This is a genomic window from Rickettsia endosymbiont of Hedychridium roseum (assembly GCF_964028255.1).
GTDB lineage: Bacteria > Pseudomonadota > Alphaproteobacteria > Rickettsiales > Rickettsiaceae > Rickettsia > Rickettsia asembonensis.
Genome location: NZ_OZ034753.1, coordinates 253,220 through 278,956, shown reverse-complemented (window position 1 = coordinate 278,956; position 25,737 = coordinate 253,220). Strand labels below are relative to the sequence as shown.

The window sequence follows — 25,737 nt, the reverse complement described above, 5'->3', positions numbered from 1 at the left end:
AGGATGTACATGTTATATGTACATCCATAGGTAGCTCATGAACTCAATTAGCGGCACTTCATTTAGAAAAAACTTAAGCTCTGTACTAAATACCGTAGAAAACGATCATGTCCCTTATCTTATTAAAAGAAAGAATCATAAGAATATTATTCTTTTAACCGAAGAAGAATATGAATCTACAAAAGAAACATTATATTTATTATCTAATCCGGCTAATGCTAATCGAATAAAAAAATCTATCGAACAAGCAAAAAGAGGAGAATTTGCTAAAGTTAATTTAGATGATTGAGATTGAGTGGACACTAGAAGCAGCGGAGGACTTAGCGTATTGGAAAAAATACGATATTAAAAAATATGAACGTATTAAACTTCTAATAAAAAATATCCAAGAAGCACCGTTTACAGGTATAGGTAAGCCCGAACCTTTTAAACATATATTATCAGGTTTATGGTCACGTAGAATTAACCACGAACATAGACTAATATATTCTGTCAATCCTAAACAAATTATAATATATAATTGTAGATTTCATTATAAAAATTAATATTTATTTCTTGAAATTACTGATTTTACTATAGCTTTCATTTAATACGGACTCAAAATTATGTCAATTATTTCTACGAGACTAAATTCTATAAAGCCGTCGCCGACCCTTGCAGTCGTAAAAAAAACTCTTGAACTTAAAAAAGCGGGAGTTGATATCATTGCACTAGGTGCCGGTGAGCCTGATTTTGATACGCCTGACAATATTAAAGAAGCAGCAATCAAAGCCATTAAAGACGGCGTTACTAAATATACTAACGTTGAGGGGATGCCGCTTTTAAAGCAAGCAATAAAAGACAAATTCAAACGTGAAAATAATATAGATTACGAACTTGATGAAATAATAGTAAGCACCGGCGGTAAGCAAGTTATATATAATTTGTTTATGGCATCTTTGGACAAAGGGGATGAGGTAATTATTCCGGCACCCTATTGGGTTTCATATCCTGATATGGTTGCACTTAGCACAGGAATGCCTGTTTTTGTAAATTGCGGAATTGAAAATAATTTTAAATTAAGTGCGGAAGCTTTAGAACGTTTAATTAACGATAAAACTAAATGGCTTATTATTAACTCACCTAGTAACCCGACAGGTGCAAGCTATAATTTTGAAGAGCTAGAAAATATTGCTAAAGTTTTAAGAAAATATCCTCATGTGAACGTAATGTCCGATGATATTTACGAGCATATTACTTTTGATGATTTTAAATTTTATACATTAGCCCAAATAGCACCTGATTTAAAAGAGAGAATATTTACCGTAAACGGTGTATCTAAAGCTTATTCTATGACGGGTTGGCGTATAGGATACGGTGCAGGCTCTAAAGCTTTGATTAAAGCAATGACTATTATTCAGTCGCAAAGTACTTCAAACCCTTGCTCAATAAGTCAAATGGCTGCTATTGAAGCATTAAACGGTCCTCAAGATTATATAAAGCCTAATGCTTTAAATTTTCAAAAAAAGCGTGATCTTGCTTTATCAATTTTGAAAAGAGTAAAATATTTTGAGTGTTATAAGCCAGAAGGGGCGTTTTACTTATTTGTTAAATGCGATAAAATATTTGGGCATAAAACTAAATCAGGAAAAATTATTGCAAATAGTAATGATTTTGCCGAATATTTACTTGAAGAAGCAAAAGTTGCCGTAGTACCCGGTATCGCTTTCGGCTTAGAAGGGTATTTCAGAATCTCTTACGCCACTTCTATGGAAGAGCTAGAAGAAGCTTGTATTAGGATTGAAAGAGCTTGTGATGCTTTATAATACTAAGATGTCATACCGCGGCTTGACCGCGGTATCTAATAAAGCAGAAATAACATTAACAATGTAAATATTTATATGGATACCTCAGGTACAAGCCGCGGTATGACACTGGCAGAACAAACAATGCGGAAAGTTTTTAAAAAATTTTTAAAAAATAATAAATACGTACTTAGTATAATTACTATTTTACTATATTGGTATTTGCGTTTTGTTTATTTTACTTCAAGGCAGAAATTTATATTTTACGATAACGGCAATAAGGAAAAATTCCTAAACGAACAAGGAGTAATCTTTGCATTTTGGCATAATATGCTTGCCTTAAGCCCGGCTATGTTTATAGGACATAGAAATATCTATGCTTTAATATCACCGCATTTAGACGGGAAAATTTTAAACGATTTAGTAGGAAAATTCGGTTGCAAAGTGATAGTAGGTTCTACTAATAAAAATCCAATTGGAGCTTTACGTAATATTATAGGTAAGTTATCTCAAGGTGCAAATATAATAGTCACGCCGGACGGTCCTAAAGGACCGGTATATAAAGTAAATAGCGGCATTACCGAAATTGCCTATAGATATAACAAAAAACTTATTCCTATAGTCAGCTCCACTTCTAGATGTTTCAGATTAAAAAGTTGGGATAAATTAATAATACCCCTACCGTTTGGTATCATTAAAATCATAGTTAGCTTACCTTTAGAACTCACAAATAATAAAATACAAAACCATATAAGCCTTGAAAAACAACTAGCAAGCTTAACAGAGAGTTTAAAGAAATGATGTTATTATATTATGCTTTAAGCTTTATATTATTACCTATTTATTTCATCATAATTCTTATACGTTTATTAATAGGTAAGGAAGATATAAGACGCATCCAAGAACGTTTTGCTATAGGTAAGTATCGACAAGACAACTCTTTCTTAATATGGATTCATGCAGCTAGCGTCGGCGAATCAATGGCAGCTTTAACTTTAATAAGTAATATAAGTAAACGCTATCCTGACATTCGTTTTTTAGTAACTTCTTGGACTAACAGCTCCGCTAAAATATTAACTGCCAAATTACCTAAAATAGCAGTTCACCAATTTTTACCGATAGATAATATTATTTTTACTCGAAAATTTTTAAAAAATTGGCAACCTAATTTAGGTATCTTTATAGAATCGGAATTATGGCCGTGTACTATTAATGAAGGAGCGAGGCAGTGTAAATTACTGCTAGTAAATGCTCGTATTTCCGATAAATCGTTTAAAGCTTGGCTAAAAAGAAAAAGCTTCTTTCAGCTTATCCTCAAAAATTTCAGTAAAATTATCGTGCAAAGCGAGCGTGACTTACAAAAATTCAATGAACTTGGCGTATCAGATACAGTTAATTTAGGTAATATTAAATTTGCCAACGAAAAACTTCCAGTTAATCAAGAAGAGTTATCAAAACTAAGTTTACATTTAGACAATAGGCGAATCGTGGTATTTGCCAGCACTCACCCCGAAGATGAAGAGGTGATTTTGCCTATAATAAAAAACCTAAAAGAGCAGTTTTTAGATTGCTATATCATATTAATTCCAAGACATCCTGAGCGAATTAAATCAATTATCGATAATTGTAAGTCACATAATTTATCCGCTACCGCTAAATCGCAAAATGATTTACCTGTATTAAGCGACGATCTTTATATAGTTGATAGATTCGGTGAAATGGGATTGTTTTTTTCCGTAGCTACAATTTCTTTTATCGGCGGTTCTTTTAAACAAGGCGGGCATAATATTTTAGAAGCGGCATATTTCTCTAATTGTATTATATTCGGTCCCGATATGAGTAAAAACACCGATATCGCTAAAGGCGTACTGCAAAATGAAGCAGCTATCCAAATCAAAAACGGTGAAGATTTACTAACCAAACTAACATATCTACTTAGCCCTAATAATTCTCTAGAACTTAAAGCTTATCGTGAAAAAGCTTTAAAATTTGTTGAGAATAACCAAAAAGTCCTAGATGAATATTTACAGGTAATTACGAAGTTTCTTTGATAGCTGAACTCAGTTAATAAAAATAGAATTTCTAAAATAATATTTGACTTTTGATTGTAACATGGTTAAATGAACCTATTCAATCATACAGGAGGTATTATGTTTAAACAAGATCCAGAAACTACACGTCAAATTGCAAATAAACAGGCAACAAATGAGATCGAGGCAAGAGAAAGAAGAAAAAAATACGATAAATCTCCTGAACAAATAGTAACAGAAAGAGAAAAACATAGGCAACTTCAAGAAAAAGAAGGCTACGAAATATGTTAATCTTATCTTATTAATATACCGTACTTCTTTTGTTAACAATAAAATTTAAAGAGTTTTGATATGTATAAGGATAGAGAACTGTTGAAGAAAGCATATTATAATGATAGAGACTATCATAAACTAAAAGCTGAACAAGACAAACAAAAAGAACAAAGGAAAGCAGAACAAAAGCGACTAGACCGTCTAAATTATGTACCTGAAAATAATCCTATTGACAAAGGTATAACATGGGTAGGTAAAGGGATATATAATTTAGGCAAGGGAGCCATAGAGGTAGGAAAAACTACAGGTAATACTTTGATAAATGCATATAAAATAACTAACGGTAGTATTGAAGTGGTTAATACCGACACAGATAGTAAAGCTCAAGAGACAATAGAAAACTCTGAATCTAATAATACTATTGATTCAAATAGTAATTCTATGGTTACTGCTACTACTAAACTGGCTAAGGGAGCAATAGAAGTAGGAAAAACTACAGCCACCACTTTAGTAAATGCATACAAAATTTCTACCGGTAGTACTGAAATAGTTAATACTGATGCAAATGGTAAAACTCAAGTAGTAATCAAAAATTCTGAACCTAATATTGCTACTTCAAATAATAATTCTACCACTACTACATCAACTACTACCATAAATACTACTTCCACTTCACATATTACGAGCAAAACTATTGAACTTAAAGATCCAATACATGGCATTGTAGTGAAATTGCAAGAAGAAACAATAAAAACTTCTTTAAAATTGAAATTAAATAAGAAAGATATAATGGAAATTAAAGAATATAGAGCAATTACTATTCCTGATACTGTAAAAGACATTATAGAGCTTCATCTAGAATTTGTTTTCTACAGATTAGACGGCTCAAAAGTAGATGACCCACGTGCTGCATTAGTACTTGATTATACTGATGATGGAAGAATAATTAAGCTATCTTTACCAAATCCTCCAGTTCTTTCTAGCAAACCATTATATCCGGCTTGCACTATTTATCATGGTAAATTATATACTTTACCAGTGAACAGCGGACATTATAATCATTTAACTCAAAAAATTTGTGAAAATGGAGGAGTAGTGGAAATAGGGCACGCTGACCATGCATATCATGTAGAAGCTATATATGGTTAGTATTTTTTACTGGATCCCGCTACAAGCTTACAGGATGACAGAGAGAGGGGCGACAGAATCGTTCCACGCAACAATGCCACGCGGGAAGGTGCTGTCTCACTAAGTGTGTAAATTTCTAGGATAGGTTATATTAACAATAATATAATTTATCAGGAATAACATGAGTAACAGTAACCAAGAGAAGATAAAACAAGCAGTAGATTTGCTAATAGATAAAGATACTGATTTAACGAGTTTTTTTGCCAAAGACGGGATATTAAAGCAGTTAACTAAAAATATATTTGAAAGAGCCTTAAAAGCTGAGATGGATGAGCATCTTGTCTATAACAAATATGGCAGGATAGAGACTGACAATAGTAGAAATGGTGTATGCAAAAAAAGCCTAATTACTGAAGGTGGAGTATTGGAACTTGAAGTACCACGTGATAGAAATGCTGAATTTTCTCCTGTACTAGTGCCAAAGCGTCAGACTAGGATTGATGGATTAGATCAGAAGATATTATCCTTATATGCTAAAGGGATGAGCCTCTCTGACATTAAGATTCAGATTCATAAGCTATATGGTGCAGAGAACAGTGAAAGCCTTATTAGTCGGGTTACCGATAATGTTATGGATGAGGTCAGGAGTTGGCAGAATAGGCCTCTGGAAGCCATATATGCTATAGTATATTTTGATGCACTTATAGTTAAAGTACGTCAAGATAAGAGAATTATCAATAAGGCAGTATATGTAGCTTTAGGTGTAGATTTAACCGGAAGGAAAGATATTTTAGGCTTGTGTATTAGCGAGAATGAGGGAGCTAAATTTTGGTTAAATAATTTTACTGAAATGAAAGACAGGGGATTAAAAGATATCTTAATTGCTTGTAGCGATAATCTAACGGGCATGAGTGAGGCGATATCTGCAGTATATCCACAAACTGAGCATCAGCTGTGCATTGTACATCAAATCAGAAATAGTTTGTCATATGTAAGCTATAAAGATCGTAAAGAACTTGCAGCAGATTTGAAGCTAGTATACAGCTCTATCACTGAGGATGAAGCACTTACTGCCTTATCTGATTTTGATATGAAATGGGGCAAACAGTACCCACATATTGCAAAATCATGGCAAAATAATTGGCAGAATTTGATAATTTTTTTACAATACCCAGAAGTGATTAGGCGTATCATTTATACAACCAATGCAATCGAAGGTTTAAATAGTCAATAGTCAATTACGCAAGGTTACTAATAACAAAAGGGGTTTTCCTAACGACGACTCTGTATTTAAGACTTTGTACTTGGGTTATGGTTCTATATATAACTTCCAAAAAGTCAATTAAACTTTACTTCAGGTGGTAGCGACATTAATATTGCTTCAACATTTCCATCGGTCATTAAGCCGAATTTAGTACCGCGGTCATATAGCAAATTAAATTCTACATATCTACCCCGCCTTATAAGTTGGTATTCTTTCTGCTCAGTTGTCCAAGGTAAAAATAACTTACTTCTAACGATTTCAGGATATACCGACAATAAAGCCCTACCTACATCCTGCGTGAAGGCAAAATCCTGTTCAAAATTACCGCTATTTAAGTAATCATAGAATATTCCGCCTACTCCTCTCGGCTCTTTTCGATGCTTTAGATAAAAATATTCGTCACATTGCTTTTTAAATTTAGGATAATAGCTAGAATCATACTTATCGCACGCTTCTTTAAAAGCTACATGAAACTTTGCAGTTTCGTTTTCTTCCGGATAAAAAGGTGTTAAATCGCCACCGCCGCCAAACCAACTTTTAGAAGTTTCTATATAACGAGTATTAAAATGCATAGCGGGAATTAGTGGAGATTTAAGATGTGCGACTAATGAAATGCCTGTTGCAAAGAATTTCCCGTCTAGCTCTGCTCCTGGAATTTCACTACGAAATTCGGGAGAAAATTCACCGAATACGGTAGATATATTAACCCCGACTTTTTCAAATACTTCTCCTTTCATGAGAGACATAATACCACCACCACCGTCATTACGTTGCCAGCTTGTACGTACAAACTTAGCCGGTTTTAAACCTTTTGTCTGTGCATATTCTTCTTCGATTTTTTCAAATTCTTTGCACAATAAATCACGTAAATTAGTAAACCAATTACTTGTTATTTCTTTATTTTCTATTTTCATAATTATTAAGCAACGATTTAATTACTTTCCTCATCATATACATAATCACTAAAAATACAGCAGCAATGATCATGATATAAAAAGCCGGAGCATAAAATAAGCCTGTATGCTCTACAAGCCAACGAGAAATAATAGGTGAAGTTCCGCCGAATATCGCTATCGCAAAATTGTAGCTGAAAGCAACACCGGTAAATCTTTGTTCTGCCGTAAACAAGGATATAACGAATATATAAGCCGTACCTGCTATACTTCCTGCGAGCATACCAAGCATTGTAAGAGCTATAATTTGTTGCCACATCTCTTCTGCTGACATAAGTAACATGGTCGGTAAAATCAATATCAAAATAGCAGTACCAACAAGCATTGCCATTTTAAATTTTCCGATAATATCGGCAGTACCGCCGGCAAGCGGCATCGCTATCATTGCAATAAATGAACTATACGCTAAATATGATAAAGCAATAGTACTACTAAGGTGCATTACATTATAATAGAAAACATTTATATAAGTTTTTACTAAATACATAACACTGCTAGCAATAGCACCTATACACATAGTTAAAAACATCGATCTCCAAGCAGTTCTAATTACATTGGAAAAAGGTGCTTTAAGAACTTGTTTCTTTTTCTCAAGCATTTTAAAAATCGGTGTTTCCGATACACGTAATCGCAAGTAAAATCCGGCAAGACCCATAAATCCACCAAGCAGAAAAGCAAAACGCCAAGCAAAATCTATATGAGAAAAATAATGTTCAATTATAATACCGATAAATGTTGCAATTAACGTACCGGCAATATTTGAACCATGTACTAACCCTGCCGTAAAACCGGCTCTTAAGTTTTGACGATGTTCAAGGATAAAAATAGCCGCTCCCGTTCCTTCACCGCTAATACATAAACCTTGAATAAGCCGCATTATAACTAAAGTTATAGGGGCATAAATCCCAATACTTGCATATGAGGGTATGAGACCCATAATAAAGGTCGGAATAGTCATACCTAGCATCGAGATTATTAAAGCGATACGTCTACCGTATCTATCACCGATATAACCGAATAATATACCTCCTATCGGTCTTGTCAGAAAGCCGACCGCAAATACTCCAAGGCTTAGAAGAGTTTTAATGAATTCTGATTCACCTGGAAAAAAAACTTGTCCAATAATCAACGAAAAAACTGAATATACCGTAAAATCATAATATTCGAGTACATTACCTGAAATAGCAGATAAAAAAATGAACTTAGACCTATTCATCGGGCTTTAAATAACTTAATTACTAATTAGTTATTATAGACGAATTCCATCATTTATAAAGTGTAAAGTGTTAAATATGATTTATTTAAACTAATTGAGATAAGAAAGTTTTTGCCGGCACAATTACAGGATGATTATAATTGAAGCAATCAATTTCCTTATATTCCATATTAAATACTACTTGAAAGGCAAAAGGGCAATTTAAAAGTTCTTGAAAATATTTTAAATTTGAGTTTAATTCTTGATTTGAAGAAGTTTTAGCTTCAACTAACATCCATGGTTTGTTATTTTTTGTTACTAAAAAATCTACTCCTTTCTTTTGTTTATCTCTAATAAAATATAATTCATATTCACCAAATCCTAAATCACTCCAAAAATGACAGAATTTTAATAAATGATTTGCAATAAAATTTTCATATTTTGCTCCCATATCTTCTATAAGCGACCAGTCCCATAGATATATTTTCGGCTCTTTTATTAAACTTCTAGGAATATTATTGGACCATGGATAAATACGATAACTATAAAAAAATGACTCAAATGATTCAAGCCATCTTGTAATGGTTGGAATTGATACTTTAATTTTATTTGCAAGAGAGCTATAAGATGCGTGTCCTCCTATAGAGGAAGTCAAAAAGTTTCCTAAGACTTCCATTTGAGATAACTCTTGGATTTGTGTTAACTCTCTAATATCTTCTTTAAAAAGCTGAGTATTTTTAGTTTTCTTCCATCTATGCCAAAATGTGGAAGAATTCTTAAGATAAGGATCAGGAAAACCACCAAATTTAAATAAGGATTCAAATTGTTCTTCAGATATTTTTTTTGGTAGATTTATTTCTTTGGTTAGACTACTAAAATTTTCTATTACTTCAGCTAGTGTCAAAGGGTGCATACGATATGGAAAATATCTCCCCATCATACTATCACCGCCTTTTTTATATACTCCAAGCTTTGAGCTGCCGGTAACTATAATGTGAGCTTGTTCTCCATAAACATCATAAAATCCTTTTAAAAAAGTTTGCCAGTTTGAGAATTTATGTAGCTCATCAAAAATCACGATAGGGTTATTTTGATCCGGAATATGTAGATTTATAAAATCTGCTATTGCTGTTGTTCCTTTTAGAATTAGCAAACGAGCCTTTTCTTCATCCCAATTTAAGTAGTAATTTTTATCTATTACTTTTTTAGCTAAAGTAGTTTTACCGACTTGACGGGCTCCTTCTATAAAAATCATTTGCTTGTTTTCGTACAGGTGATTTTTTATTACTACTTCATAAATCCTTTTCATATATTTATTATGACTATTATAACGTGCATATTAATTTGGTCATAACTATTATAATATACACGTTATAATGGTCAAGCACTTATAACTTAGTTATCCTCTAGTGGGAACTACCGGAATTCCTACTTTTGTAAGTTTAGCTCCTTTTGGCTTTTTAATTCCTGCAAATTTCTGTTCCTCTTGTTGTTTTCGTAGCTTTTCTCCTATTTTTGTAGCTTCTCTGCTACCTTTAAGAGCACTTTTTACAGGCTTTGTGTTAAGATTCGTAACACCTCTTGAAGTCTTAATATCTTCATCTTTGTCAAAATATTTTATGTCTGTAGAAGTGCTTAAATGATAAACTCCACTACTTTTTTGTATAAACTGATTTTGATTTTGTAAAGCTTTGCCTTCTAAATCTAAGAATTTACCATTTTTTTCAATAGCAAATACTTTTCCATTTTTTTGAAGAATAGTTTCATCAAGCTTAATATTCTCATCTAATACTACTTTTCCAAAATCACCTACCTCTCCAATTTTTTTACCGCTAAGATCATATGCGTAAAGTTTTTCTTCATGGAAATCTAAGTTGTTTAAAAAATTCTCTATGGAATTCTTATCATTAGTAAAATTGCCTAATTCATAAGTACCTATAATTTTCTCTTCTTTGCTTACTACTTTTTCCGTATATTTTTCTTCTTTAATAACTTTTTTAGTATTTTTAATAATTCCAAGATAGGCTAGAGCTTTTTTAAACTTACCCAAATTACGCTTTACCTCAACTTCTACGGGTCTAGAAAATTCTTTTTCTTTTACTTCTTCAACTTCTCCTATAACTAACTGCCCATCTATGGGTCTACCCAGTTCATCTTTAAAATGAATTAATTTGGCATTTTTTACTCTATTTAATTCAATTTCTTCAGTTTGAAAATGTAGATGTTTTTTTTCTGGCATAAATTCCTCCTTGAATAAATTTTGATTTATTTCAAGTGTAAAGGAGTAAATTAAATTTTTGCAAGAAGTTTTTATTGTTAGTTATTTCTCAATAACTAACAAATATTAAGAATTAAAAACTACTGTGCCGTCCAGCCGCCGTCTATCAAGAGTCCACTACCTGTTATTGATGATGCTTTTTCATCACATAAGAATATTACTAAGTTTGCTATTTCATCAGCTTCTACAAATTTTTTCGTAGCTTGAGATTTAAGGATTACATCCCGGAGTGCCGATTCTTCACTGATATGTCTAGCTTTAGCAGTATCTGCTATTTGATTCTGCACGAGCGGTGTGTTGACGTAACCGGGACAGATAGCATTAACTGTAATATTATTCTCAGCCACTTCTAAAGCAACGGTTTTGGTAAGCCCAAGGATACCATGCTTTGCTGCTACATATGCCGACTTAAAAGGTGATGCAACATATGCGTGAGCGGAAGCGATGTTAACAATTCGCCCGAAACCGTTTTTTTTCATAATCGGTATTGCATATTTCGTAGTATAGAAAGAGGCTATTAAATCTATACGCAAAATTTGTTCCCATTTATCTTCAGGAAATTCATCGATAGGAGCAACATGCTGAATACCGGCATTATTTACTAATATATCTATTTTACCGAATTCTTTTATTATTCTCTCAAACATAGAACGTATTTCTTCAGGTTCTGCCAAATTTATTCCTTGATAAAATACGCTACTTGCACCAAGCTCTTTCAATTCTGCTAAAATTTTGGCTACTTCATCTTCTTTTGCAAAACCGTTAATAACTATTTTAGACTCAAGTTTTGCAAAATGTTTTGCTATCTCAAGCCCGATACCGCTAGTAGAACCGGTAATAACTGCTACTTTGTCTTTCATTTTCACCTCCTGTCGTGTGTCATTCTGCGACTTGTAAGCTAAACCGTCATTGCGAGGAAATTGCGTAGCAATTGTACGTCCGCAATCTCAGGAGTTTTGTTATTATTTCATGAGATTGCCACGCAGCCTACGGCTGCTCGCAATGACGATTTAGCCGGTACAAGCCACGGCATGACATAGTTAATCAAGTATTATTTGTCTTTTATTTAAAAGTAACTTATATTAGATTTCACTTAAAGAAATAATGTATAAATCTATGGAAATTGTTAATAGCGTTGATGCATCTGTATCTTGCCAGGGCAAAGAACCTCCATATGACCATCCAAAAGTTTATTTAGAGATAGATAAAGAAAAAAAGGAAGTTATCTGCCCATATTGTAGTAAGAAATTTAAATTAGTAACAAAATGACTATCAAATTTCTTTCAGAAAGTACTATCAACCGAATTGCTGCCGGTGAGGTTATAGAAAGACCCGCATCGGTAGTAAAGGAATTAGTTGAAAATGCTGTTGATGCTGGTAGTACCAAAATAGATATTATTTTAGAACGTGCCGGTAAAAATCTAATCATTATTTCCGATGACGGTATCGGTATGACTGATAAGGAATTAGAAATTGCCGTTGAACGTCACACAACTTCTAAGCTTGATGAAAGCGATTTCCTAAATATTCATACTTTCGGTTTTAGAGGTGAAGCACTGCCGTCTATTGCTGCCATTAGCAAAATGCTAATTACTTCTAAGAAACAAGGGGCTGACAAAGCATTTCAGATTAAGTTAATCGGTGGAAATGAAAAACAAGTTACTGTTTCTGTCCATAATGAAGGTACTAAAATAGAGATACGTGATTTATTTTTTGCAACACCTGCTCGCTTAAAATTTCTAAGAGCCGATAAGACTGAACTTGCAGCAACCGTAGACGTGGTTAAGAAAATCGCTCTAGCACATCCTGAAATTTCTTTTAGCTTAACGCATGATGACAGAAATCTGCTAAAGTTTAAAGGACAAAATAAAGATACAGAAACTAACCTAAAACAGCGTATAATTGATGTAATAGGTGATGATTTTATAAAAAATGCCGCTTATATAGATTTCAAAACTCCTGATTTCTCTATTTGCGGCTATACTAGTATCCCGACATATAATAGAGCTTCAAGTGAAGATCAGTTTTTATTTATCAATAATAGACCGGTAAAAGATAAGTTGCTACAAGTAGCTTTAAGGGTAGCATATCAGGATTATTTAGCTCGTGATCGTTATCCGTTATGTGCTATATTCTTACAAATTGATCCGCAACTTGTTGACGTTAACGTACATCCAGCAAAAGCAGAGGTTAGGTTTCATGACCCGAATTATGTACGAAACTTATTAATAGAAGCAATTAAAAATGCTTTAACAAATAAAAGCCATGTTACTTCTACTACTATCGCCTCTGATGCTCTTCAGTTATTTAAAAATCCTTTAGTTAACAAACAACCGTCAGTAAGTAAAGCTGTAAGCGTGAATAGTAAACCGGCAGATTATAAACCTGCTATGCCGCCTAGTTTTAAACCTACGCCAAATACTGCTTGTCAAAAACTAATCGATACATTACCGCACGCTAAAATAGAACAAGAAGTAGAAAGACGTATAGAACATGAGCAGCAAGCCCATAAACAATATAAACTTGGGGCAGCTAAAGCACAACTTCATACTACTTATATTATTTCACAAACCGAAGATAGTATAGTAATTACCGACCAGCATGCAGCACATGAACGTTTAGGATATGAAAAAATAAAAGATTATCTTAAAACGGAAGAGTTAATAAAACAGCGTTTGCTTATTCCTGAGATAGTAGAACTGCCAAATGAAAGAAAAGCAGATTGTTTATATGAAAATAGAGAAAAACTATATAAACTTGGTTTAACTCTAGAAAAATTCGGTGAGAAATCTATTATAGTGACTGAAATTCCAAATATCCTTGGAGATGTAAACGTACAAAAGTTAATTCAGGATCTCGCTGATCATTTATCGGATTTCGGTGAGAATATAGCTTTGACGGAGTTAATAGAGCATGTGACGGAAACTTATGCCTGTCATTACTCTATTAGAGCAGGACGAAAATTATCGGCAGATGAAATGAATTCCTTACTGCGTCAAATGGAAAATACGCCGTTTTCAGGTCAATGTAATCACGGCAGACCTACTTATATTGAGTTGAAGCTTAAGGATATCGAACGCTTATTTGGACGGTAACTCGTTTTATTTGAAAAATTGGCGTCGTTGTTTCATATTTTTTGATCCTCACGTAGTTTATCTACGCTGCGGTCAAAAAATATGAAACGCCTTGCTCTTTTCCAAATAAAACTTTGTTACTATTATTGGAGTATATATTATTCTCTGTGTAAAGTATTTTACTTGACTATTTTTCAATTTCGTTTTATTCTGCTTTTCTTGAGTAATAATAAAATAATATCTTGATTTAAGGTGTCAGCTAATGGCAAAGAAAAATAAAAATGTTTTGGTAAGGCTAGTAAGTACTGCCGGCACAGGTGTTTTTTGGGTAAAAAAACGTAATCCGAAAACCCAAACCGAGAAGCTTTCTTTTCGTAAGTATGATAAAGTAGTTAGAAAACATGTTCTTTTTAAAGAAGAAAAAATAAAATAATTGTAAGTAATATATATATGGCAGTAAAAATTCGTTTAGCTAGAGGCGGTGCTAAAAAGCGTCCTTTTTACCGTGTATTAGTAGCTAACGCAACAGCACCTCGTGACGGTGACTTTTTAGAAAAAGTCGGAACTTATAATCCAATGCTTGCTTCAGATAATAGTGAGCGTGTGGTTTTAAAAAAAGATCGTATAGAATATTGGCTTGGCACCGGTGCTAAACCAACCGAGCGAGTCGCAAAATTTATTGAGCAAGCAGGTGTTACTCTTCCTGAGAAAGTTAAAAAGGAAATGGAAGTTAAAGCAAAAAACCGCAAAGCTAGACCAAGTAAAAAGGAAGCTAAAGAAGCTTAATTTATAGTGTATTTTCGTCATTGTGAGCAGGCATTGTTGCGTATGCCGGTAAAACCCACTGTATGTCACCTAGTTGCTTGACCACGGGGTCCATAAAAACAATAAAAAATACTAATAATTTTAGTATTTTTAAATAGATACCGTGGTCAAGCCACGGTATGACACCGAGTGCGTTTTTAGATCCATACGATAACGTTTTTTATATACTTTTCTCTATAATCATATTAATATGCCGGATTAGCTCAGTGGTAGAGCAACCGCCTTGTAAGCGGTAGGTCATCAGTTCAAATCCGATATCCGGCACCATCAAAATTTTTCTTGTTGGAGCTATCAATTCTTGTTGTATAGATACCAAATTGTCATTGCGAGGAACAAAGCCGTTTTTAACTAAGATTAACATCCTTTAAACTATGATAGTAATCGATAAAACATCTTATAGAGCTGTGGGGTTTGATAAACGTATTAAATTCCTAGTGCTACATTATACACAGTATGATTTTAAGCAGTCTTTAGATTTTCTAACCGGTGAAAAGTTAAGTAGCCATTATTTAATAAACAATGAAAACCCTGAACATATATTTCAATTAGTAGAAGAGCATGATAGAGCATGGCATGCCGGAGTAAGTTACTGGCAAGGTCATGAGCGTATTAATGATACATCAATCGGTATTGAAATCGTAAATCCTGCTTTTGAAGTAAATGCAAAAAACAATAATATAACCTGGCTGCCTTATTCAAAGCAACAAATTAATAGTGTCATAAGTTTGTGTAAACAGATTATCGCTAGATATGATATTAAACCTACTAGAGTGGTTGGGCATTCTGACATTGCTCCAGGTAGAAAACAGGACCCTGGTCCGCTATTTCCTTGGAAACTATTATATGATAACGATATTGGAGCTTGGTATGATGAACAAGTGTTTAACGATCTATTGCCGCAAATCGACATAACCGATATTGCAGCAATTCAGCAAAAATTTATTACATACGGTTATAAACTCGAAGCTACCGGAATTTTAGATTCTAAAATGAAAGATGTTATAATTTCGTTTCAAATACATTTTCGTCCTAGTAATTTTTCTGGCGATTTGGATGCTGAAACCATAGCAATTTTAGATGCATTAATATTGAAATATAAATCTGAGTTAAGTAATTAATATGATACAACAAAGTTGATGTCATACTGCGAGCTTGTAGCAGTATACAAAAAATTAATATATAGATACCGCTACAAGCTCGCGGTATGACACATTTATAATATGCTACAATTTATAACTATACCGAATCTTATGGATTATCGGGTTACTTTGAAATTAATGGAAGATTACGTTAACAAAGTAATTAGTGATAATGAGCCGGAAATTGTTTATTTAGTTGAACATTCGGAAGTATATACAGCCGGTACTAATTATAAACAAGAAGAATTATTAAATTACGGTGATATTCCGGTAATTTACACAGGACGTGGCGGTAAATTTACTTTTCATGGACCGGGTCAGCGTGTTATTTATCCAATTCTTAATTTAGCTTCACCAAATCGACACAAAGATTTAAAGCTATATATAAAAATGCTTGAAGAATGGATTATAAATAGCTTAAATTATTTTGGAATTAAAGCATATATTATTAAAGATAAAGTAGGAATTTGGGTAAAAGTAAGAAAAGATGAATTTGCTAAAATTGCTGCAATAGGTGTTAGAGTAAGAAAATGGGTTACATATCACGGTGTAGCTATAAATATTTCAACAGATTTAAGTAAGTTTAGTGGGATTATTCCTTGTGGACTTGAAAATTCTTTAGTAACATCTTTAAATCAGTTAGGAATTCATATTGAAATGTCTGAATTTGATAAAATTATTCAAACTGAATTTAATAAAATATTTAAATGATCAGAAAATTTTTACTCACAATTTTAGCAATTTTTGCTCTTTGGGTTGGTGGTCTTGGTTATTATTTATATTTAATAAATTCTTATAAGCTCAATAGTAATACTACTAATGCAATAATAGTATTTGCAGGAGGAGGACATAAAATTGAAACCGGTATTGCTTTGCTTAAAGCAGGCTATGCACCTATATTATTTATTATCGGTATAGAATCTACAGAGCAATTAAAAAATTTGTTAAAGGAACGTAATGTTATAGAACAGCAGGTAATACTTGCTCGGCTCTGGATATATAGTGTGTAAATTCTAAAATAGGCATTAAATTCGCCCATCAAATTTTATCAAAAAGTGAGCCATGGCCTCTCCCCAATTTTGGATAGGCATATTCCATTTTCGCGTAATATAGTCAATTGTCAAGTACAAAGTCTTAAATATAGAGTCGTCGTTAGGAAAACCCCTTTTGTTATTAGTAACCTTGTGTAATTGACTATTTAAACCTTCGATTGCATTGGTTGTATAAATGATACGCCTAATCACTTCTGGGTATTGTAAAAAAATTATCAAATTCTGCCAATTATTTTGCCATGATTTTGCAATATGTGGGTACTGTTTGCCCCATTTCATATCAAAATCAGATAAGGCAGTAAGTGCTTCATCCTCAGTGATAGAGCTGTATACTAGCTTCAAATCTGCTGCAAGTTCTTTACGATCTTTATAGCTTACATATGACAAACTATTTCTGATTTGATGTACAATGCACAGCTGATGCTCAGTTTGTGGATATACTGCAGATATCGCCTCACTCATGCCCGTTAGATTATCGCTACAAGCAATTAAGATATCTTTTAATCCCCTGTCTTTCATTTCAGTAAAATTATTTAACCAAAATTTAGCTCCCTCATTCTCGCTAATACACAAGCCTAAAATATCTTTCCTTCCGGTTAAATCTACACCTAAAGCTACATATACTGCCTTATTGATAATTCTCTTATCTTGACGTACTTTAACCATAAGTGCATCAAAATATACTATAGCATATATGGCTTCCAGAGGCCTATTCTGCCAACTCCTGACCTCATCCATAACATTATCGGTAACCCGACTAATAAGGCTTTCACTGTTCTCTGCACCATATAGCTCATGAATCTGAATCTTAATGTCAGAGAGGCTCATCCCTTTAGCATATAAGGATAATATCTTCTGATCTAATCCATCAATCCTAGTCTGACGCTTTGGCACTAGTACAGGAGAAAATTCAGCATTTCTATCACGTGGTACTTCAAGTTCCAATACTCTACCTTCAGTAATTAGGCTTTTTTTGCATACACCATTTCTACTATTGTTAGTCTCTATCCTGCCATATTTGTTATAGACAAGATGCTCATCCATCTCAGCTTTTAAGGCTCTTTCAAATATATTTTTAGTTAACTGCTTTAATATCCCGTCTTTGGCAAAAAAACTCGTTAAATCAGTATCTTTATCTATTAGCAAATCTACTGCTTGTTTTATCTTCTCTTGGTTACTGTTACTCATGTTATTCCTGATAAATTATATTATTGTTAATATAACCTATCCTAGAAATTTACACACTTAGTGAGACAGCACCATCTAATATTCAACTCTTATTAGTTTGTTGAATTTCTTGTTGTTGCTGTTGTTTGTATTCTTCCGCTTTTTCTTCTATGTAATTAAAAAAGAAATAAGTAAAAGTTAAAAAACCGGTCAAAATAATACCAAATGTTATTAATATTGCTTTAAGTTGCTTTCGTGAATCTTCTGCTTTTAATCTTTTTTCTTCTTCATCATTTTTGAATTCAGATATTATTATTTGTTCTTCTGTAGTATTTTCCATGTTGTAACTCAACTAAAATGAACTTCTTTATTACTAAGTTGTTCCTATAACTTAAAGATTTTTGAAGTTTATAAGATTAGCTATATTTATAGTAAAAGAAGTTGAATTATATTCAATAGACCTCTTCGGAAACTCTACTTCTAGGGGTAATTTGTACGTCAATCCGGTACTCGAATCCTCACGTACGCTTTTGTACGCTGCCGGTGGCAAGCACTTCCGTGTCTCCTTCAAATTCCTCCCTAAACCCTTGTTTCCGAAGAGGTCTAATTTATCCATTATCTTTTAATTTTTTAAAAACATACCTCATACCGTAAATGGGTTAGCTATTTGCCGGTATTCGCTATATTCTTAAAAAAATAAAATATTTCCTATAAATTGGATATAATTCAACATCTATTACTATAATGATGAGGTTTAAGCCTCGTAAAAATAGGATATATAAGCAATAATACTATGTCAATAATCTTGAATATTAGTAGTAAATTATGTAGTAATATGTGTTCAACCATGGTTATACATATTATTATAATTTGGGTCTCCTAAAATTGAAGTATTTAAAGTATCGGAGTAAGCAGCTGTAATATAGCATCATCAAAAGTGATATCAGATCGTCCTATATAATTCTGAATAAAATTATTAACAGTAGACTCAAAGCTTGTATATTTTGTAGGATATGAATAAACAAGCTGTGTACATTCTGTATTTCCTAATTTACTTCCAATCAATATTAATAACATAGAGTTATATTCATATTGGGGATTACGATTAATTATTTCGTAAGTTTTAGCAAGAATATAACAAGCTTCGTTATTTCCTTTCATAATTTCTAATTTTATTTCTTCAGAAGACAAAATATTATTTAGAAAGGCTTTTTCATATATTTTATAATTCGGTGATGAATCAGATTTTCTCTTAAAAAGAGCAGTAAATAGGATTTTAGCTTTCTTAGATCATTCATTTTAATTTTGTTCTATTTTCATTACTAATTCTTTGATTTCATTCATTTTTGATTTATCGGCAACCAAAAGACCGTTCATAGTATCGATAATTATGACATTGTCAAGACCTACTACGGTAGTTAATTTATTATTAGAACTAATGAAAGAGTTTGTAGTATTGCTTGTTACTACGTTCCCCTCGCAATAATTATCATTTATATTTTGATGTTTTACTTGTAATAAGGAATGCCAAGTACCAAGATCGTTCCAAACAAAATCAGCTTTTATCATGACCATTCCCGAAATATATTCCATTATAGCATTGTCTATAGAAATTGCTTCGATTTCATTATAAGCTTCATCGTCTATTGCCAAACTTTTCTCATTTTTTATAGCAGTATTAAATGCTTTTTCTGCAATACAAAATAAATCAGGTTGAAGGTTCATTGCTAAGTTTAAGAAGAAGTTAATATCGTATACAAAAATTCCTGAATTCCAAAAATATTCATTACGTTGAAAATGTTTTTTTGCTTACTCTAATATAGGTTTTTCAATGAAATGATCAACTAGATAAACATTTTCTGCAATTGATAATCCTGTGTTTATATAGCCATACTCGGCACTTATAAAATTTATAGGAATGCCTATAGTGCAAATACCGAATTCATTAACATAATGTAAAGCTTTATTTATAGTATTAAGATAATTTAGATTATCCGCTATATGATGGTCCGAAGGTAGTAACACTACGATATCAAACCCTTGTGCTTTAGCCGATAATGCCGTAATAATGGCACAAACGGCAGTATTTTTTTGTAAAGGCTCGGTAATTAATTCTATTTCTACATCTATTTCTGCTGCTTGTTCTTTAGTGATTGATTCATATTTTTTGGAAGTAATAATAGTAGGTTGTCCTAGAAATTTATTTCGGTTTAATGTTTGCTGAAGTAAAGTTAGATCACTCAATATTTTTTTAAATTTTTTCGGTTTATCCTTAGAGGATAAGGGCCATAGTCTTTTACCGCTACCCCCCGCTATAATCACTGGCTTTATTCTCATATATTTTACAACTATTAATTGAATAAGCAATAGAGAGCTTTATAAATAGTTTTAAAAAATATGTCAAGTAAATTCACTATATTGACAGGTTCTACAATAAAAAGTACTCCTGCCTGAATGTTTTGTCTTGATAATAGTGCTAGAGCAGTTTAAACAATTTTGTCCTTCTCTGCCGTAAACCGTAAGTTGCTGGGTAAAATAACCGGGTTTGTTATCACCGTTTACAAAATCTTTAAGGGTAGTGCCGCCGGCAGTTATAGCTTTAGCTAATACTTCTCTAATCGATTTAATTAAACTTTCTATTTCATCATCCCTTAAATTGCTACCTAATTTATCCGGATGAATTCTAGCTAAATGAAGACTTTCTGAAGCGTAAATATTGCCGACTCCGACTATAACTCTATTATCCATAATCAAGTTTTTTATCGGTATTTTTCGAGTAATTAATTTGCTTTTTAAATATCCCAGTGTTAATAAATCAGAAAGCGGTTCTATTCCTAAATCATTAAAAAATTCTTTTTCTAAGAAATTAGTTTTAAAGCTATAAACCATTCCGAATCGTCTAGTATCGTTAAAAATTAACTTTTCACCGTTACTTAAATCAAAAATTACATGATCGTGTTTTTTAGTTTCATAGTTAGAAGGTTGCAGAGTAAATCTACCGCTCATACCTAGATGAACTATTAAAGAATAATCATTATTAAAATCTATAATTAAATATTTTGCACGACGCCTAACATCCAGTATATTAGTATTTGAGATTTCGGAAGCTAAAAGCGGGGATAGCTTATAACGTAAATTATCTCTTTTTAACTCTACATTTCCTATAATAAGCCCGATTAGCTTATCTTTTAGGGAGTTTTTAAGAGTTTCTACTTCAGGAAGTTCCGGCATTTGATACTAATATTTATAATAAAAAACTATGAACCAAACAAATTTTGGCTTTAAAAAAGTAGACTACACTAAAAAACAAGGGTTAGTAAATAGCGTTTTTTCTAATGTCGCCGATAAGTATGATTTAATGAATGACTTAATGAGTTTTGGACTACATCGTTTGTGGAAAGATGAATTTATTAGGCAAATTCCAAATCTTAACTCTCATATATTAGACGTCGCTAGCGGTAGCGGTGATATCGCTTTAAAGCTTGCTAAAAAAGCAAGAGATAGAGGCAATAATATTGCTTTAACTTTAAGCGATATAAATGAAGAGATGCTAAAGAATGCTAAGAAAAAAGCAATTGATCTTAATTTATTTCAGAACCTTAAATTTACTGTAGCAAGTGCAGAAGAACTACCGTTTCCAGATAATGGCTTTGATTATTATACTATAGCATTCGGTATTAGAAACGTACCTGATATTAATAAAGCTTTAAAAGAAGCATATAGGGTTTTAAAGCCAATGGGTAAGTTTATATGCCTTGAGTTTTCAAAGGTAAAAGAAAGTTATTTTAAAGATTTTTATAAATTTTATTCATTTAGTATTATACCTACCATCGGTCAGGCAATCACCGGTAATAAAGAGGCATATGAATATTTGGTTGAAAGTATCGAGTTATTTCCCTCGCAAGACGAGTTTAGAATAATGCTTAAAGAAGCAGGATTTGAAGAAGTTAGTTATAAAAATTTGAGCGGCGGAATAGTTGCTATTCACAGTGCGTATAAGATATGATAAGTAATTTTTTTAATTTAATACGTATTTTCCGTATCATCAGTAAAAAACGAATCCTAATTGATTCAAAAAGCCCTAAATATTTCAGGTTTATCGGTTATATATTAGCTTTATTTTCTGCTCCATTATCATTATTTAAAGAACCGCATGAAGATTACGGCAAACGCCTAATAGATTGTTTAAGCGAACTTGGACCTATTTATATAAAATTCGGACAAACTCTTTCGACAAGACCCGATTTAGTAGGAGCAGAGATAGCAGGTTATTTAAGGTTACTGCAAGATAAATTACCTCCGTTTGATAGTGGGGTGGCTAGAGAAATTATAGAGAGGGAGTTTGGTGAGAATGATGTCATTCCGTGGCTTGACCACGGAATCCATAACAATAACTGGATACCGCTACAAGCTCGCGGTATGACAATATCATACTTCAACGATACGCCCATTGCCGCAGCATCAATCTCCCAAGTACATAAGGCACAACTCGCAACTGGTGAATATGTTGCGGTGAAAATTCTGCGTCCGGGTATTCATAAAAAATATAACAGAGATATTAAGCTGCTATATTTTCTTGCAAAAATTATCTCAAAATTTTCTAAAGCAAAAAGGCTAAAACCGATTAAAGTAGTTGATAAATTTCATGAAACTATGAGATTTGAGCTTGATTTAAGGCTAGAAGCGGCAGCTTCTTCTGAGCTTATGGATAATATGCGAAATGATATTAATGTGATAATCCCTAAAATATATTGGGACTTAACATCAGAAAATATACTAACTACCGAGTGGTTAGAAGGAACTTCTATATATGATACTTCGCTGCTAAAAGAATTGGGATTAGAGCCTGCAAAAATAGCTCAGAATTTCGCCGTAATGTTTTTCAATCAAGCCTATAGAGACGGGTTTTTTCATGCTGATTTACATGCAGGCAATATTTTAGTGAATAAGCAAGGTAAGATAATTTTACTTGATTTCGGTATTATGGGAAGACTTAAAGAAAAAGATCGTTTAGCCGTTGCCGAAAGTCTATTTGGTTTTTTAAACCGTGATTATAAATTAGTTGCTAAAGTACATTTAAGAGCCGGCTACATCCCATCAAATACCGATTTAGATTTATTCGCTCAAAGTTGTAGAGCAGTTACCGAGCCTATAGTAGGGACACCCACAAAAAATATTTCCATAGGTAAGCTGCTTGCACATTTATTTAAAATCACTGAAGATTTCGGCATGGAAGTACAACCGGAATTATTGTTATTGCAAAAGACTTTGATAATGGTTGAAGGGATAGGCAGACAGCTAGACGGTAATGTTAATATGTGGCAACTCGCCGAACCTTGGATTAAAAAATGGGCAGTGAAAAACTTAAGTCCTGAAGCGAAGTTGCTACGATTGGTAAAGCATTACCTAGATAGACTAGAAGATATGATTTGACATATAACAAATTATTAATATTATAGCCGCATATATTAAAAAATTTATTATTATGAAACTAAAAGATTTATTTATTAAATATGCTATTAAAACTCCTTTTTTGGTTGATTGTAAAAATGATAAAATAGTATTTCCTTCAGATAAAGAGCAAGAATACAAAAGTAGACTAAAAGAAAAAATAGGCGAGGAAGAGTTTGAAGGATTAATGGCTTCAGATAGAATAGTTCAATGTCCTGAAAACTTAGAAAATATAGCTTTAGTAAATATAAAAACGTATCCTGATATATCGCTTATAGCAGCGACATTTCTTAATTATGTACAACGTGAATATTATATAATCCATATAGATATCGATAATAATATTAAATCGATTTTGCATTACTCGCAAATATATTGTATCGGTGATACAGGGGGGATGCCGGCTGAAGTTTTAAAACGCGGGTATAAGTTTGGTACTATACCGCCAGAATCTTTGCCGAAAGTCACGGAACTATGGCCTGACCCTTATTACTACGACTGGATTCGGGAAAATAAAGAGCATAACAACCCGGATATAGATCCTCAGGTAATGGAGAATATTGTTTCATTATGTGGAGAGGTTAGTATGGATTTACCGGTAAATGGTGATACAAAAGGGGTGCCGGCTGAAGTTTTAAAACGTGAGTATAATGTCAGTACTATCGAGCAAAAACCTTTACCGAAAATAATGGAATTATGTCCTGATCCTGATTACTACTACTACCGGATTCAGAAAAATGAAAAGTATAACAACCCGGATATAGATTTTCAGGTAACGAAGAATATTATTTCATTGTGTGGAGAGGTTAGTATTGATTTACCAGTAAATGAAGAATTACAGTAAAAAACCATTGCAAGATAACCATGACTTTAAAAATTAAAAAGTAAAATTTTATAAGCCTTTAAATAATTATAGTAAAATAATATTAAATTATATAAAGGTATTTGAATGTCTAAAAGCCAAGAGCAGGAATCCATTGATAATATAAGGCAACAGCTTGATGAAGAATATAAAAAACTTTCTTGGGTTGAAGCTGGATGGGCAGCTATTGGGTCTGAAACAGGTAATAAAAAATATGATGAGTTAAATAAACAATATCTAGATCTTAATAAAGATAATTTAGGTATAATACAAAGTGTTATCCAAGCAGTCGGGAATGTCCCTAGTGCATTGCAATTTACTTGGGAGGCTTCTCAAGTTTTACCTGATCTTGCAATGGAGCTTAATAACCTCAGAAAAGCGAGAAGTGCTACCACTAATGTAGATTCTATTGAAGCCGGTTGCAAGATAATAGCAGATGCAGAATCGCTTATAAAAAAATGTGCTGCTGTTTTACATTCCGAAACTATATCTAATAGCTCAAAAGAAACTATTTTACAATCTAAAGTTATCCCATATCTTCTCACGCCTATTTTAAATAAGAGGCTTAGTAAAATAACAAAAAACTTTCAAACTTCCGAAACAGAAAAAATAAATATATTAGACAAAATAAGTCCTAAATTTGTCAGAGAATTATCTACCCTAGGAGTAGATTTAATATCTAAAGCATTAGAAAGCGATTTAAACCCAAAACTACAAGAAATATATAAGAATATTAAACAAAAAAACGAGTTATCTCAAGGTGCTATATTAAAAAATATACATGACATTATTACTTCAGACAAAGTAAAGCCCTTTCTTAATCACGATTTAGTACAATTTTTAAAAAATCCTGATAATCAAAAGGAGTTAGTTCAGATTACGGAAAATATAATAAATAATAAAGCACAAAAAATCGCTAAACCTGAATTAATTGCAAATACAGTAGCACTACTTGCAAATTCTAGCGAAAAATTAATTGAAAGTACTCCTTCAGCTATAAAAGCTTATAGTCAGCTTAAAGAAAATCAGCGTTGGACTAAAATTAACCTAAATATGGAAGGGTTAGATACTGAAACTAAAAAAGAGTTATTAAAAGGAAAAAAACCTCAAATAGTAGAGTTAGTTGAAAATGCCAAAAAAATTATCGATAATTGATCTCCTGTTTTAGAAAAAGAATTACCGCAATATTTAGATGATAATAAACAGGATATATTAGATGTTTTAAAACATACTAAAGTAATAGAAAGAATAGAATCAAAAGG

Annotated in this window: 27 protein-coding genes, 1 tRNA gene and 4 pseudogenes; 21 read left to right on the top strand and 11 right to left on the bottom strand. The window is 32.5% G+C overall.

What is annotated here, in order from left to right; all coding sequences use genetic code 11:
- Positions 1–37: 37 nt before the first annotated feature.
- From AC5587_RS01640 to AC5587_RS01605, 8 genes and pseudogenes are all read left to right on the top strand, one after another.
- Positions 38–289, top strand: coding sequence for a type II toxin-antitoxin system Phd/YefM family antitoxin (locus AC5587_RS01640; RefSeq protein ID WP_014391803.1), 252 nt, complete (start codon positions 38–40; stop codon positions 287–289).
- Entirely contained in the window at positions 282–545 is a 264-nt protein-coding gene (locus AC5587_RS01635) for a Txe/YoeB family addiction module toxin (protein ID WP_410527181.1), read from the top strand. The genes AC5587_RS01640 and AC5587_RS01635 overlap by 8 nt, the downstream gene beginning before the upstream one ends.
- A 60-nt stretch (positions 546–605) precedes the next feature.
- A complete protein-coding gene (locus AC5587_RS01630) occupies positions 606–1,805 on the top strand; it encodes a pyridoxal phosphate-dependent aminotransferase (RefSeq protein WP_499162642.1) in 1,200 nt (399 codons plus the stop codon).
- Positions 1,806–1,928: 123 nt separating this feature from the next.
- Positions 1,929–2,585 carry a lysophospholipid acyltransferase family protein gene (locus AC5587_RS01625; RefSeq protein ID WP_499162971.1) on the top strand — a complete coding sequence of 219 codons (657 nt, stop codon included), beginning with the start codon at positions 1,929–1,931 and terminating at the stop codon, positions 2,583–2,585.
- Positions 2,582–3,835, top strand: a complete 1,254-nt coding sequence (gene waaA / locus AC5587_RS01620; RefSeq protein ID WP_499162641.1) for a lipid IV(A) 3-deoxy-D-manno-octulosonic acid transferase — start codon at positions 2,582–2,584, stop codon at positions 3,833–3,835. The genes AC5587_RS01625 and waaA overlap by 4 nt, the downstream gene beginning before the upstream one ends.
- 69 nt (positions 3,836–3,904) lie before the next feature.
- The gene (locus AC5587_RS01615; RefSeq protein WP_499162640.1) at positions 3,905–4,105 is read left to right on the top strand and encodes a hypothetical protein; all 201 of its coding nucleotides are present in this window, start codon (positions 3,905–3,907) and stop codon (positions 4,103–4,105) included.
- A gap of 60 nt (positions 4,106–4,165) precedes the next feature.
- Positions 4,166–5,236, top strand: coding sequence for a hypothetical protein (locus AC5587_RS01610; RefSeq protein ID WP_499162639.1), 1,071 nt, complete (start codon positions 4,166–4,168; stop codon positions 5,234–5,236).
- 160 nt (positions 5,237–5,396) lie between these two features.
- Positions 5,397–6,522, top strand: a pseudogene (locus AC5587_RS01605) (IS256 family transposase); the annotation flags it as partial.
- Between the two features lie 31 nt (positions 6,523–6,553).
- On the opposite strand, the gene hemF reads toward AC5587_RS01605, so the two are convergent.
- The 5 genes from hemF to AC5587_RS01580 all read right to left on the bottom strand — a co-directional run bounded on the left by hemF (position 6,554) and on the right by AC5587_RS01580 (position 11,765).
- Complete coding sequence (hemF, locus tag AC5587_RS01600) at positions 6,554–7,393, bottom strand: oxygen-dependent coproporphyrinogen oxidase (protein WP_499162638.1); 840 nt, start codon at positions 7,391–7,393, stop codon at positions 6,554–6,556.
- Positions 7,377–8,648 (bottom strand): MFS transporter, encoded by a 1,272-nt coding sequence (locus AC5587_RS01595; RefSeq protein ID WP_499162637.1) that lies wholly within the window; start codon positions 8,646–8,648, stop codon positions 7,377–7,379. The genes hemF and AC5587_RS01595 overlap by 17 nt, the downstream gene beginning before the upstream one ends.
- An 85-nt stretch (positions 8,649–8,733) precedes the next feature.
- Positions 8,734–9,882 (bottom strand): ATP-binding protein, encoded by a 1,149-nt coding sequence (locus AC5587_RS01590; protein ID WP_499162636.1) that lies wholly within the window; start codon positions 9,880–9,882, stop codon positions 8,734–8,736.
- Between the two features lie 144 nt (positions 9,883–10,026).
- A complete protein-coding gene (locus AC5587_RS01585; RefSeq protein WP_499162635.1) occupies positions 10,027–10,866 on the bottom strand; it encodes a hypothetical protein in 840 nt (279 codons plus the stop codon).
- A 119-nt stretch (positions 10,867–10,985) separates the two neighbouring features.
- Positions 10,986–11,765 (bottom strand): 3-hydroxybutyrate dehydrogenase, encoded by a 780-nt coding sequence (locus AC5587_RS01580; protein WP_040256663.1) that lies wholly within the window; start codon positions 11,763–11,765, stop codon positions 10,986–10,988.
- A 244-nt stretch (positions 11,766–12,009) separates the two neighbouring features.
- On the opposite strand from AC5587_RS01580, the gene AC5587_RS01575 reads away from it, so the two are divergent.
- The 8 genes and pseudogenes from AC5587_RS01575 to AC5587_RS01540 form a co-directional block, all read left to right on the top strand.
- Positions 12,010–12,174, top strand: coding sequence for a zinc-finger domain-containing protein (locus AC5587_RS01575; protein WP_008579257.1), 165 nt, complete (start codon positions 12,010–12,012; stop codon positions 12,172–12,174).
- Positions 12,171–14,000 (top strand): DNA mismatch repair endonuclease MutL, encoded by a 1,830-nt coding sequence (gene mutL / locus AC5587_RS01570; protein ID WP_499162634.1) that lies wholly within the window; start codon positions 12,171–12,173, stop codon positions 13,998–14,000. Before AC5587_RS01575 ends, mutL begins: the two co-directional genes overlap by 4 nt.
- A 241-nt stretch (positions 14,001–14,241) precedes the next feature.
- Positions 14,242–14,412, top strand: coding sequence for a 50S ribosomal protein L33 (gene rpmG, locus AC5587_RS01565; RefSeq protein WP_004997072.1), 171 nt, complete (start codon positions 14,242–14,244; stop codon positions 14,410–14,412).
- Positions 14,413–14,429: 17 nt separating this feature from the next.
- The gene (rpsP, locus tag AC5587_RS01560; protein ID WP_499162633.1) at positions 14,430–14,765 is read left to right on the top strand and encodes a 30S ribosomal protein S16; all 336 of its coding nucleotides are present in this window, start codon (positions 14,430–14,432) and stop codon (positions 14,763–14,765) included.
- Between the two features lie 231 nt (positions 14,766–14,996).
- Positions 14,997–15,071 (top strand) — tRNA-Thr (locus AC5587_RS01555).
- 104 nt (positions 15,072–15,175) lie between these two features.
- Complete coding sequence (locus AC5587_RS01550; protein ID WP_499162632.1) at positions 15,176–15,922, top strand: N-acetylmuramoyl-L-alanine amidase; 747 nt, start codon at positions 15,176–15,178, stop codon at positions 15,920–15,922.
- Between the two features lie 102 nt (positions 15,923–16,024).
- Positions 16,025–16,654 (top strand): lipoyl(octanoyl) transferase LipB, encoded by a 630-nt coding sequence (gene lipB / locus AC5587_RS01545; RefSeq protein ID WP_041078448.1) that lies wholly within the window; start codon positions 16,025–16,027, stop codon positions 16,652–16,654.
- Positions 16,651–16,929: pseudogene (locus AC5587_RS01540) on the top strand (YdcF family protein); the annotation flags it as partial. The gene lipB and the pseudogene AC5587_RS01540, both read left to right, overlap by 4 nt.
- Before the next feature lie 39 nt (positions 16,930–16,968).
- On the opposite strand, the gene AC5587_RS01535 reads toward AC5587_RS01540, so the two are convergent.
- The 6 genes and pseudogenes from AC5587_RS01535 to mutM form a co-directional block, all read right to left on the bottom strand.
- Complete coding sequence (locus AC5587_RS01535) at positions 16,969–18,183, bottom strand: IS256 family transposase (protein ID WP_499162631.1); 1,215 nt, start codon at positions 18,181–18,183, stop codon at positions 16,969–16,971.
- Between the two features lie 82 nt (positions 18,184–18,265).
- Positions 18,266–18,502: an RP671a family tick cell line-upregulated protein gene (locus AC5587_RS01530; RefSeq protein WP_499162630.1), complete on the bottom strand. Its 237-nt coding sequence runs from the start codon at positions 18,500–18,502 to the stop codon at positions 18,266–18,268.
- Positions 18,503–19,056: 554 nt separating this feature from the next.
- Positions 19,057–19,323 carry a hypothetical protein gene (locus AC5587_RS01525; RefSeq protein ID WP_499162629.1) on the bottom strand — a complete coding sequence of 89 codons (267 nt, stop codon included), beginning with the start codon at positions 19,321–19,323 and terminating at the stop codon, positions 19,057–19,059.
- Positions 19,324–19,461: 138 nt separating this feature from the next.
- Positions 19,462–19,887 (bottom strand): hypothetical protein, encoded by a 426-nt coding sequence (locus AC5587_RS01520; protein ID WP_499162628.1) that lies wholly within the window; start codon positions 19,885–19,887, stop codon positions 19,462–19,464.
- A gap of 84 nt (positions 19,888–19,971) precedes the next feature.
- A pseudogene (locus AC5587_RS01515) lies at positions 19,972–20,493 on the bottom strand (sugar phosphate nucleotidyltransferase); the annotation flags it as partial.
- Positions 20,494–20,562: 69 nt separating this feature from the next.
- On the bottom strand, positions 20,563–21,393 hold the full coding sequence (gene mutM, locus AC5587_RS01510) for a bifunctional DNA-formamidopyrimidine glycosylase/DNA-(apurinic or apyrimidinic site) lyase (RefSeq protein WP_499162627.1): 831 nt from the start codon (positions 21,391–21,393) through the stop codon (positions 20,563–20,565).
- 28 nt (positions 21,394–21,421) lie between these two features.
- Between mutM and ubiE the strand changes: the two genes are divergently transcribed.
- The 5 genes and pseudogenes from ubiE (at position 21,422) to AC5587_RS01485 (ending at position 25,630) form a co-directional block, all read left to right on the top strand.
- A complete protein-coding gene (ubiE, locus tag AC5587_RS01505; protein WP_499162626.1) occupies positions 21,422–22,168 on the top strand; it encodes a bifunctional demethylmenaquinone methyltransferase/2-methoxy-6-polyprenyl-1,4-benzoquinol methylase UbiE in 747 nt (248 codons plus the stop codon).
- A complete protein-coding gene (ubiB, locus tag AC5587_RS01500) occupies positions 22,165–23,595 on the top strand; it encodes a 2-polyprenylphenol 6-hydroxylase (RefSeq protein WP_499162625.1) in 1,431 nt (476 codons plus the stop codon). The genes ubiE and ubiB overlap by 4 nt, the downstream gene beginning before the upstream one ends.
- A gap of 415 nt (positions 23,596–24,010) precedes the next feature.
- Positions 24,011–24,217, top strand: a pseudogene (locus tag AC5587_RS01495) (hypothetical protein); the annotation flags it as partial.
- Between the two features lie 15 nt (positions 24,218–24,232).
- The gene (locus AC5587_RS01490; RefSeq protein ID WP_499162970.1) at positions 24,233–24,457 is read left to right on the top strand and encodes a hypothetical protein; all 225 of its coding nucleotides are present in this window, start codon (positions 24,233–24,235) and stop codon (positions 24,455–24,457) included.
- Positions 24,458–24,562: 105 nt separating this feature from the next.
- Complete coding sequence (locus AC5587_RS01485; protein ID WP_499162624.1) at positions 24,563–25,630, top strand: hypothetical protein; 1,068 nt, start codon at positions 24,563–24,565, stop codon at positions 25,628–25,630.
- Positions 25,631–25,737: the final 107 nt, after the last annotated feature.

Excerpts from the sequence above, each read along its gene's own strand:
- AC5587_RS01615 (WP_499162640.1), top strand. The coding sequence starts at position 3,905 with ATGAACCTATTCAATCATACAGGAGGTATTATGTTTAAACAAGATCCA.
- AC5587_RS01590 (WP_499162636.1), bottom strand. The coding sequence starts at position 9,882 with ATGATTTTTATAGAAGGAGCCCGTCAAGTCGGTAAAACTACTTTAGCT.
- mutL (WP_499162634.1), top strand. The coding sequence starts at position 12,171 with ATGACTATCAAATTTCTTTCAGAAAGTACTATCAACCGAATTGCTGCC.
- lipB (WP_041078448.1), top strand. The coding sequence starts at position 16,025 with ATGCTACAATTTATAACTATACCGAATCTTATGGATTATCGGGTTACT.
- rpmG (WP_004997072.1), top strand. The coding sequence starts at position 14,242 with ATGGCAAAGAAAAATAAAAATGTTTTGGTAAGGCTAGTAAGTACTGCC.
- AC5587_RS01485 (WP_499162624.1), top strand. The coding sequence starts at position 24,563 with ATGTCTAAAAGCCAAGAGCAGGAATCCATTGATAATATAAGGCAACAG.
- AC5587_RS01535 (WP_499162631.1), bottom strand. The coding sequence starts at position 18,183 with ATGAGTAACAGTAACCAAGAGAAGATAAAACAAGCAGTAGATTTGCTA.
- AC5587_RS01580 (WP_040256663.1), bottom strand. The coding sequence starts at position 11,765 with ATGAAAGACAAAGTAGCAGTTATTACCGGTTCTACTAGCGGTATCGGG.
- AC5587_RS01530 (WP_499162630.1), bottom strand. The coding sequence starts at position 18,502 with ATGGAAAATACTACAGAAGAACAAATAATAATATCTGAATTCAAAAAT.
- mutM (WP_499162627.1), bottom strand. The coding sequence starts at position 21,393 with ATGCCGGAACTTCCTGAAGTAGAAACTCTTAAAAACTCCCTAAAAGAT.
- waaA (WP_499162641.1), top strand. The coding sequence starts at position 2,582 with ATGATGTTATTATATTATGCTTTAAGCTTTATATTATTACCTATTTAT.
- rpsP (WP_499162633.1), top strand. The coding sequence starts at position 14,430 with ATGGCAGTAAAAATTCGTTTAGCTAGAGGCGGTGCTAAAAAGCGTCCT.
- AC5587_RS01625 (WP_499162971.1), top strand. The coding sequence starts at position 1,929 with ATGCGGAAAGTTTTTAAAAAATTTTTAAAAAATAATAAATACGTACTT.
- ubiE (WP_499162626.1), top strand. The coding sequence starts at position 21,422 with ATGAACCAAACAAATTTTGGCTTTAAAAAAGTAGACTACACTAAAAAA.
- hemF (WP_499162638.1), bottom strand. The coding sequence starts at position 7,393 with ATGAAAATAGAAAATAAAGAAATAACAAGTAATTGGTTTACTAATTTA.
- ubiB (WP_499162625.1), top strand. The coding sequence starts at position 22,165 with ATGATAAGTAATTTTTTTAATTTAATACGTATTTTCCGTATCATCAGT.
- AC5587_RS01520 (WP_499162628.1), bottom strand. The coding sequence starts at position 19,887 with ATGAACCTTCAACCTGATTTATTTTGTATTGCAGAAAAAGCATTTAAT.
- AC5587_RS01575 (WP_008579257.1), top strand. The coding sequence starts at position 12,010 with ATGTATAAATCTATGGAAATTGTTAATAGCGTTGATGCATCTGTATCT.
- AC5587_RS01640 (WP_014391803.1), top strand. The coding sequence starts at position 38 with ATGAACTCAATTAGCGGCACTTCATTTAGAAAAAACTTAAGCTCTGTA.
- AC5587_RS01585 (WP_499162635.1), bottom strand. The coding sequence starts at position 10,866 with ATGCCAGAAAAAAAACATCTACATTTTCAAACTGAAGAAATTGAATTA.
- AC5587_RS01595 (WP_499162637.1), bottom strand. The coding sequence starts at position 8,648 with ATGAATAGGTCTAAGTTCATTTTTTTATCTGCTATTTCAGGTAATGTA.
- AC5587_RS01525 (WP_499162629.1), bottom strand. The coding sequence starts at position 19,323 with ATGAAAGGAAATAACGAAGCTTGTTATATTCTTGCTAAAACTTACGAA.
- AC5587_RS01550 (WP_499162632.1), top strand. The coding sequence starts at position 15,176 with ATGATAGTAATCGATAAAACATCTTATAGAGCTGTGGGGTTTGATAAA.
- AC5587_RS01610 (WP_499162639.1), top strand. The coding sequence starts at position 4,166 with ATGTATAAGGATAGAGAACTGTTGAAGAAAGCATATTATAATGATAGA.
- AC5587_RS01635 (WP_410527181.1), top strand. The coding sequence starts at position 282 with ATGATTGAGATTGAGTGGACACTAGAAGCAGCGGAGGACTTAGCGTAT.
- AC5587_RS01630 (WP_499162642.1), top strand. The coding sequence starts at position 606 with ATGTCAATTATTTCTACGAGACTAAATTCTATAAAGCCGTCGCCGACC.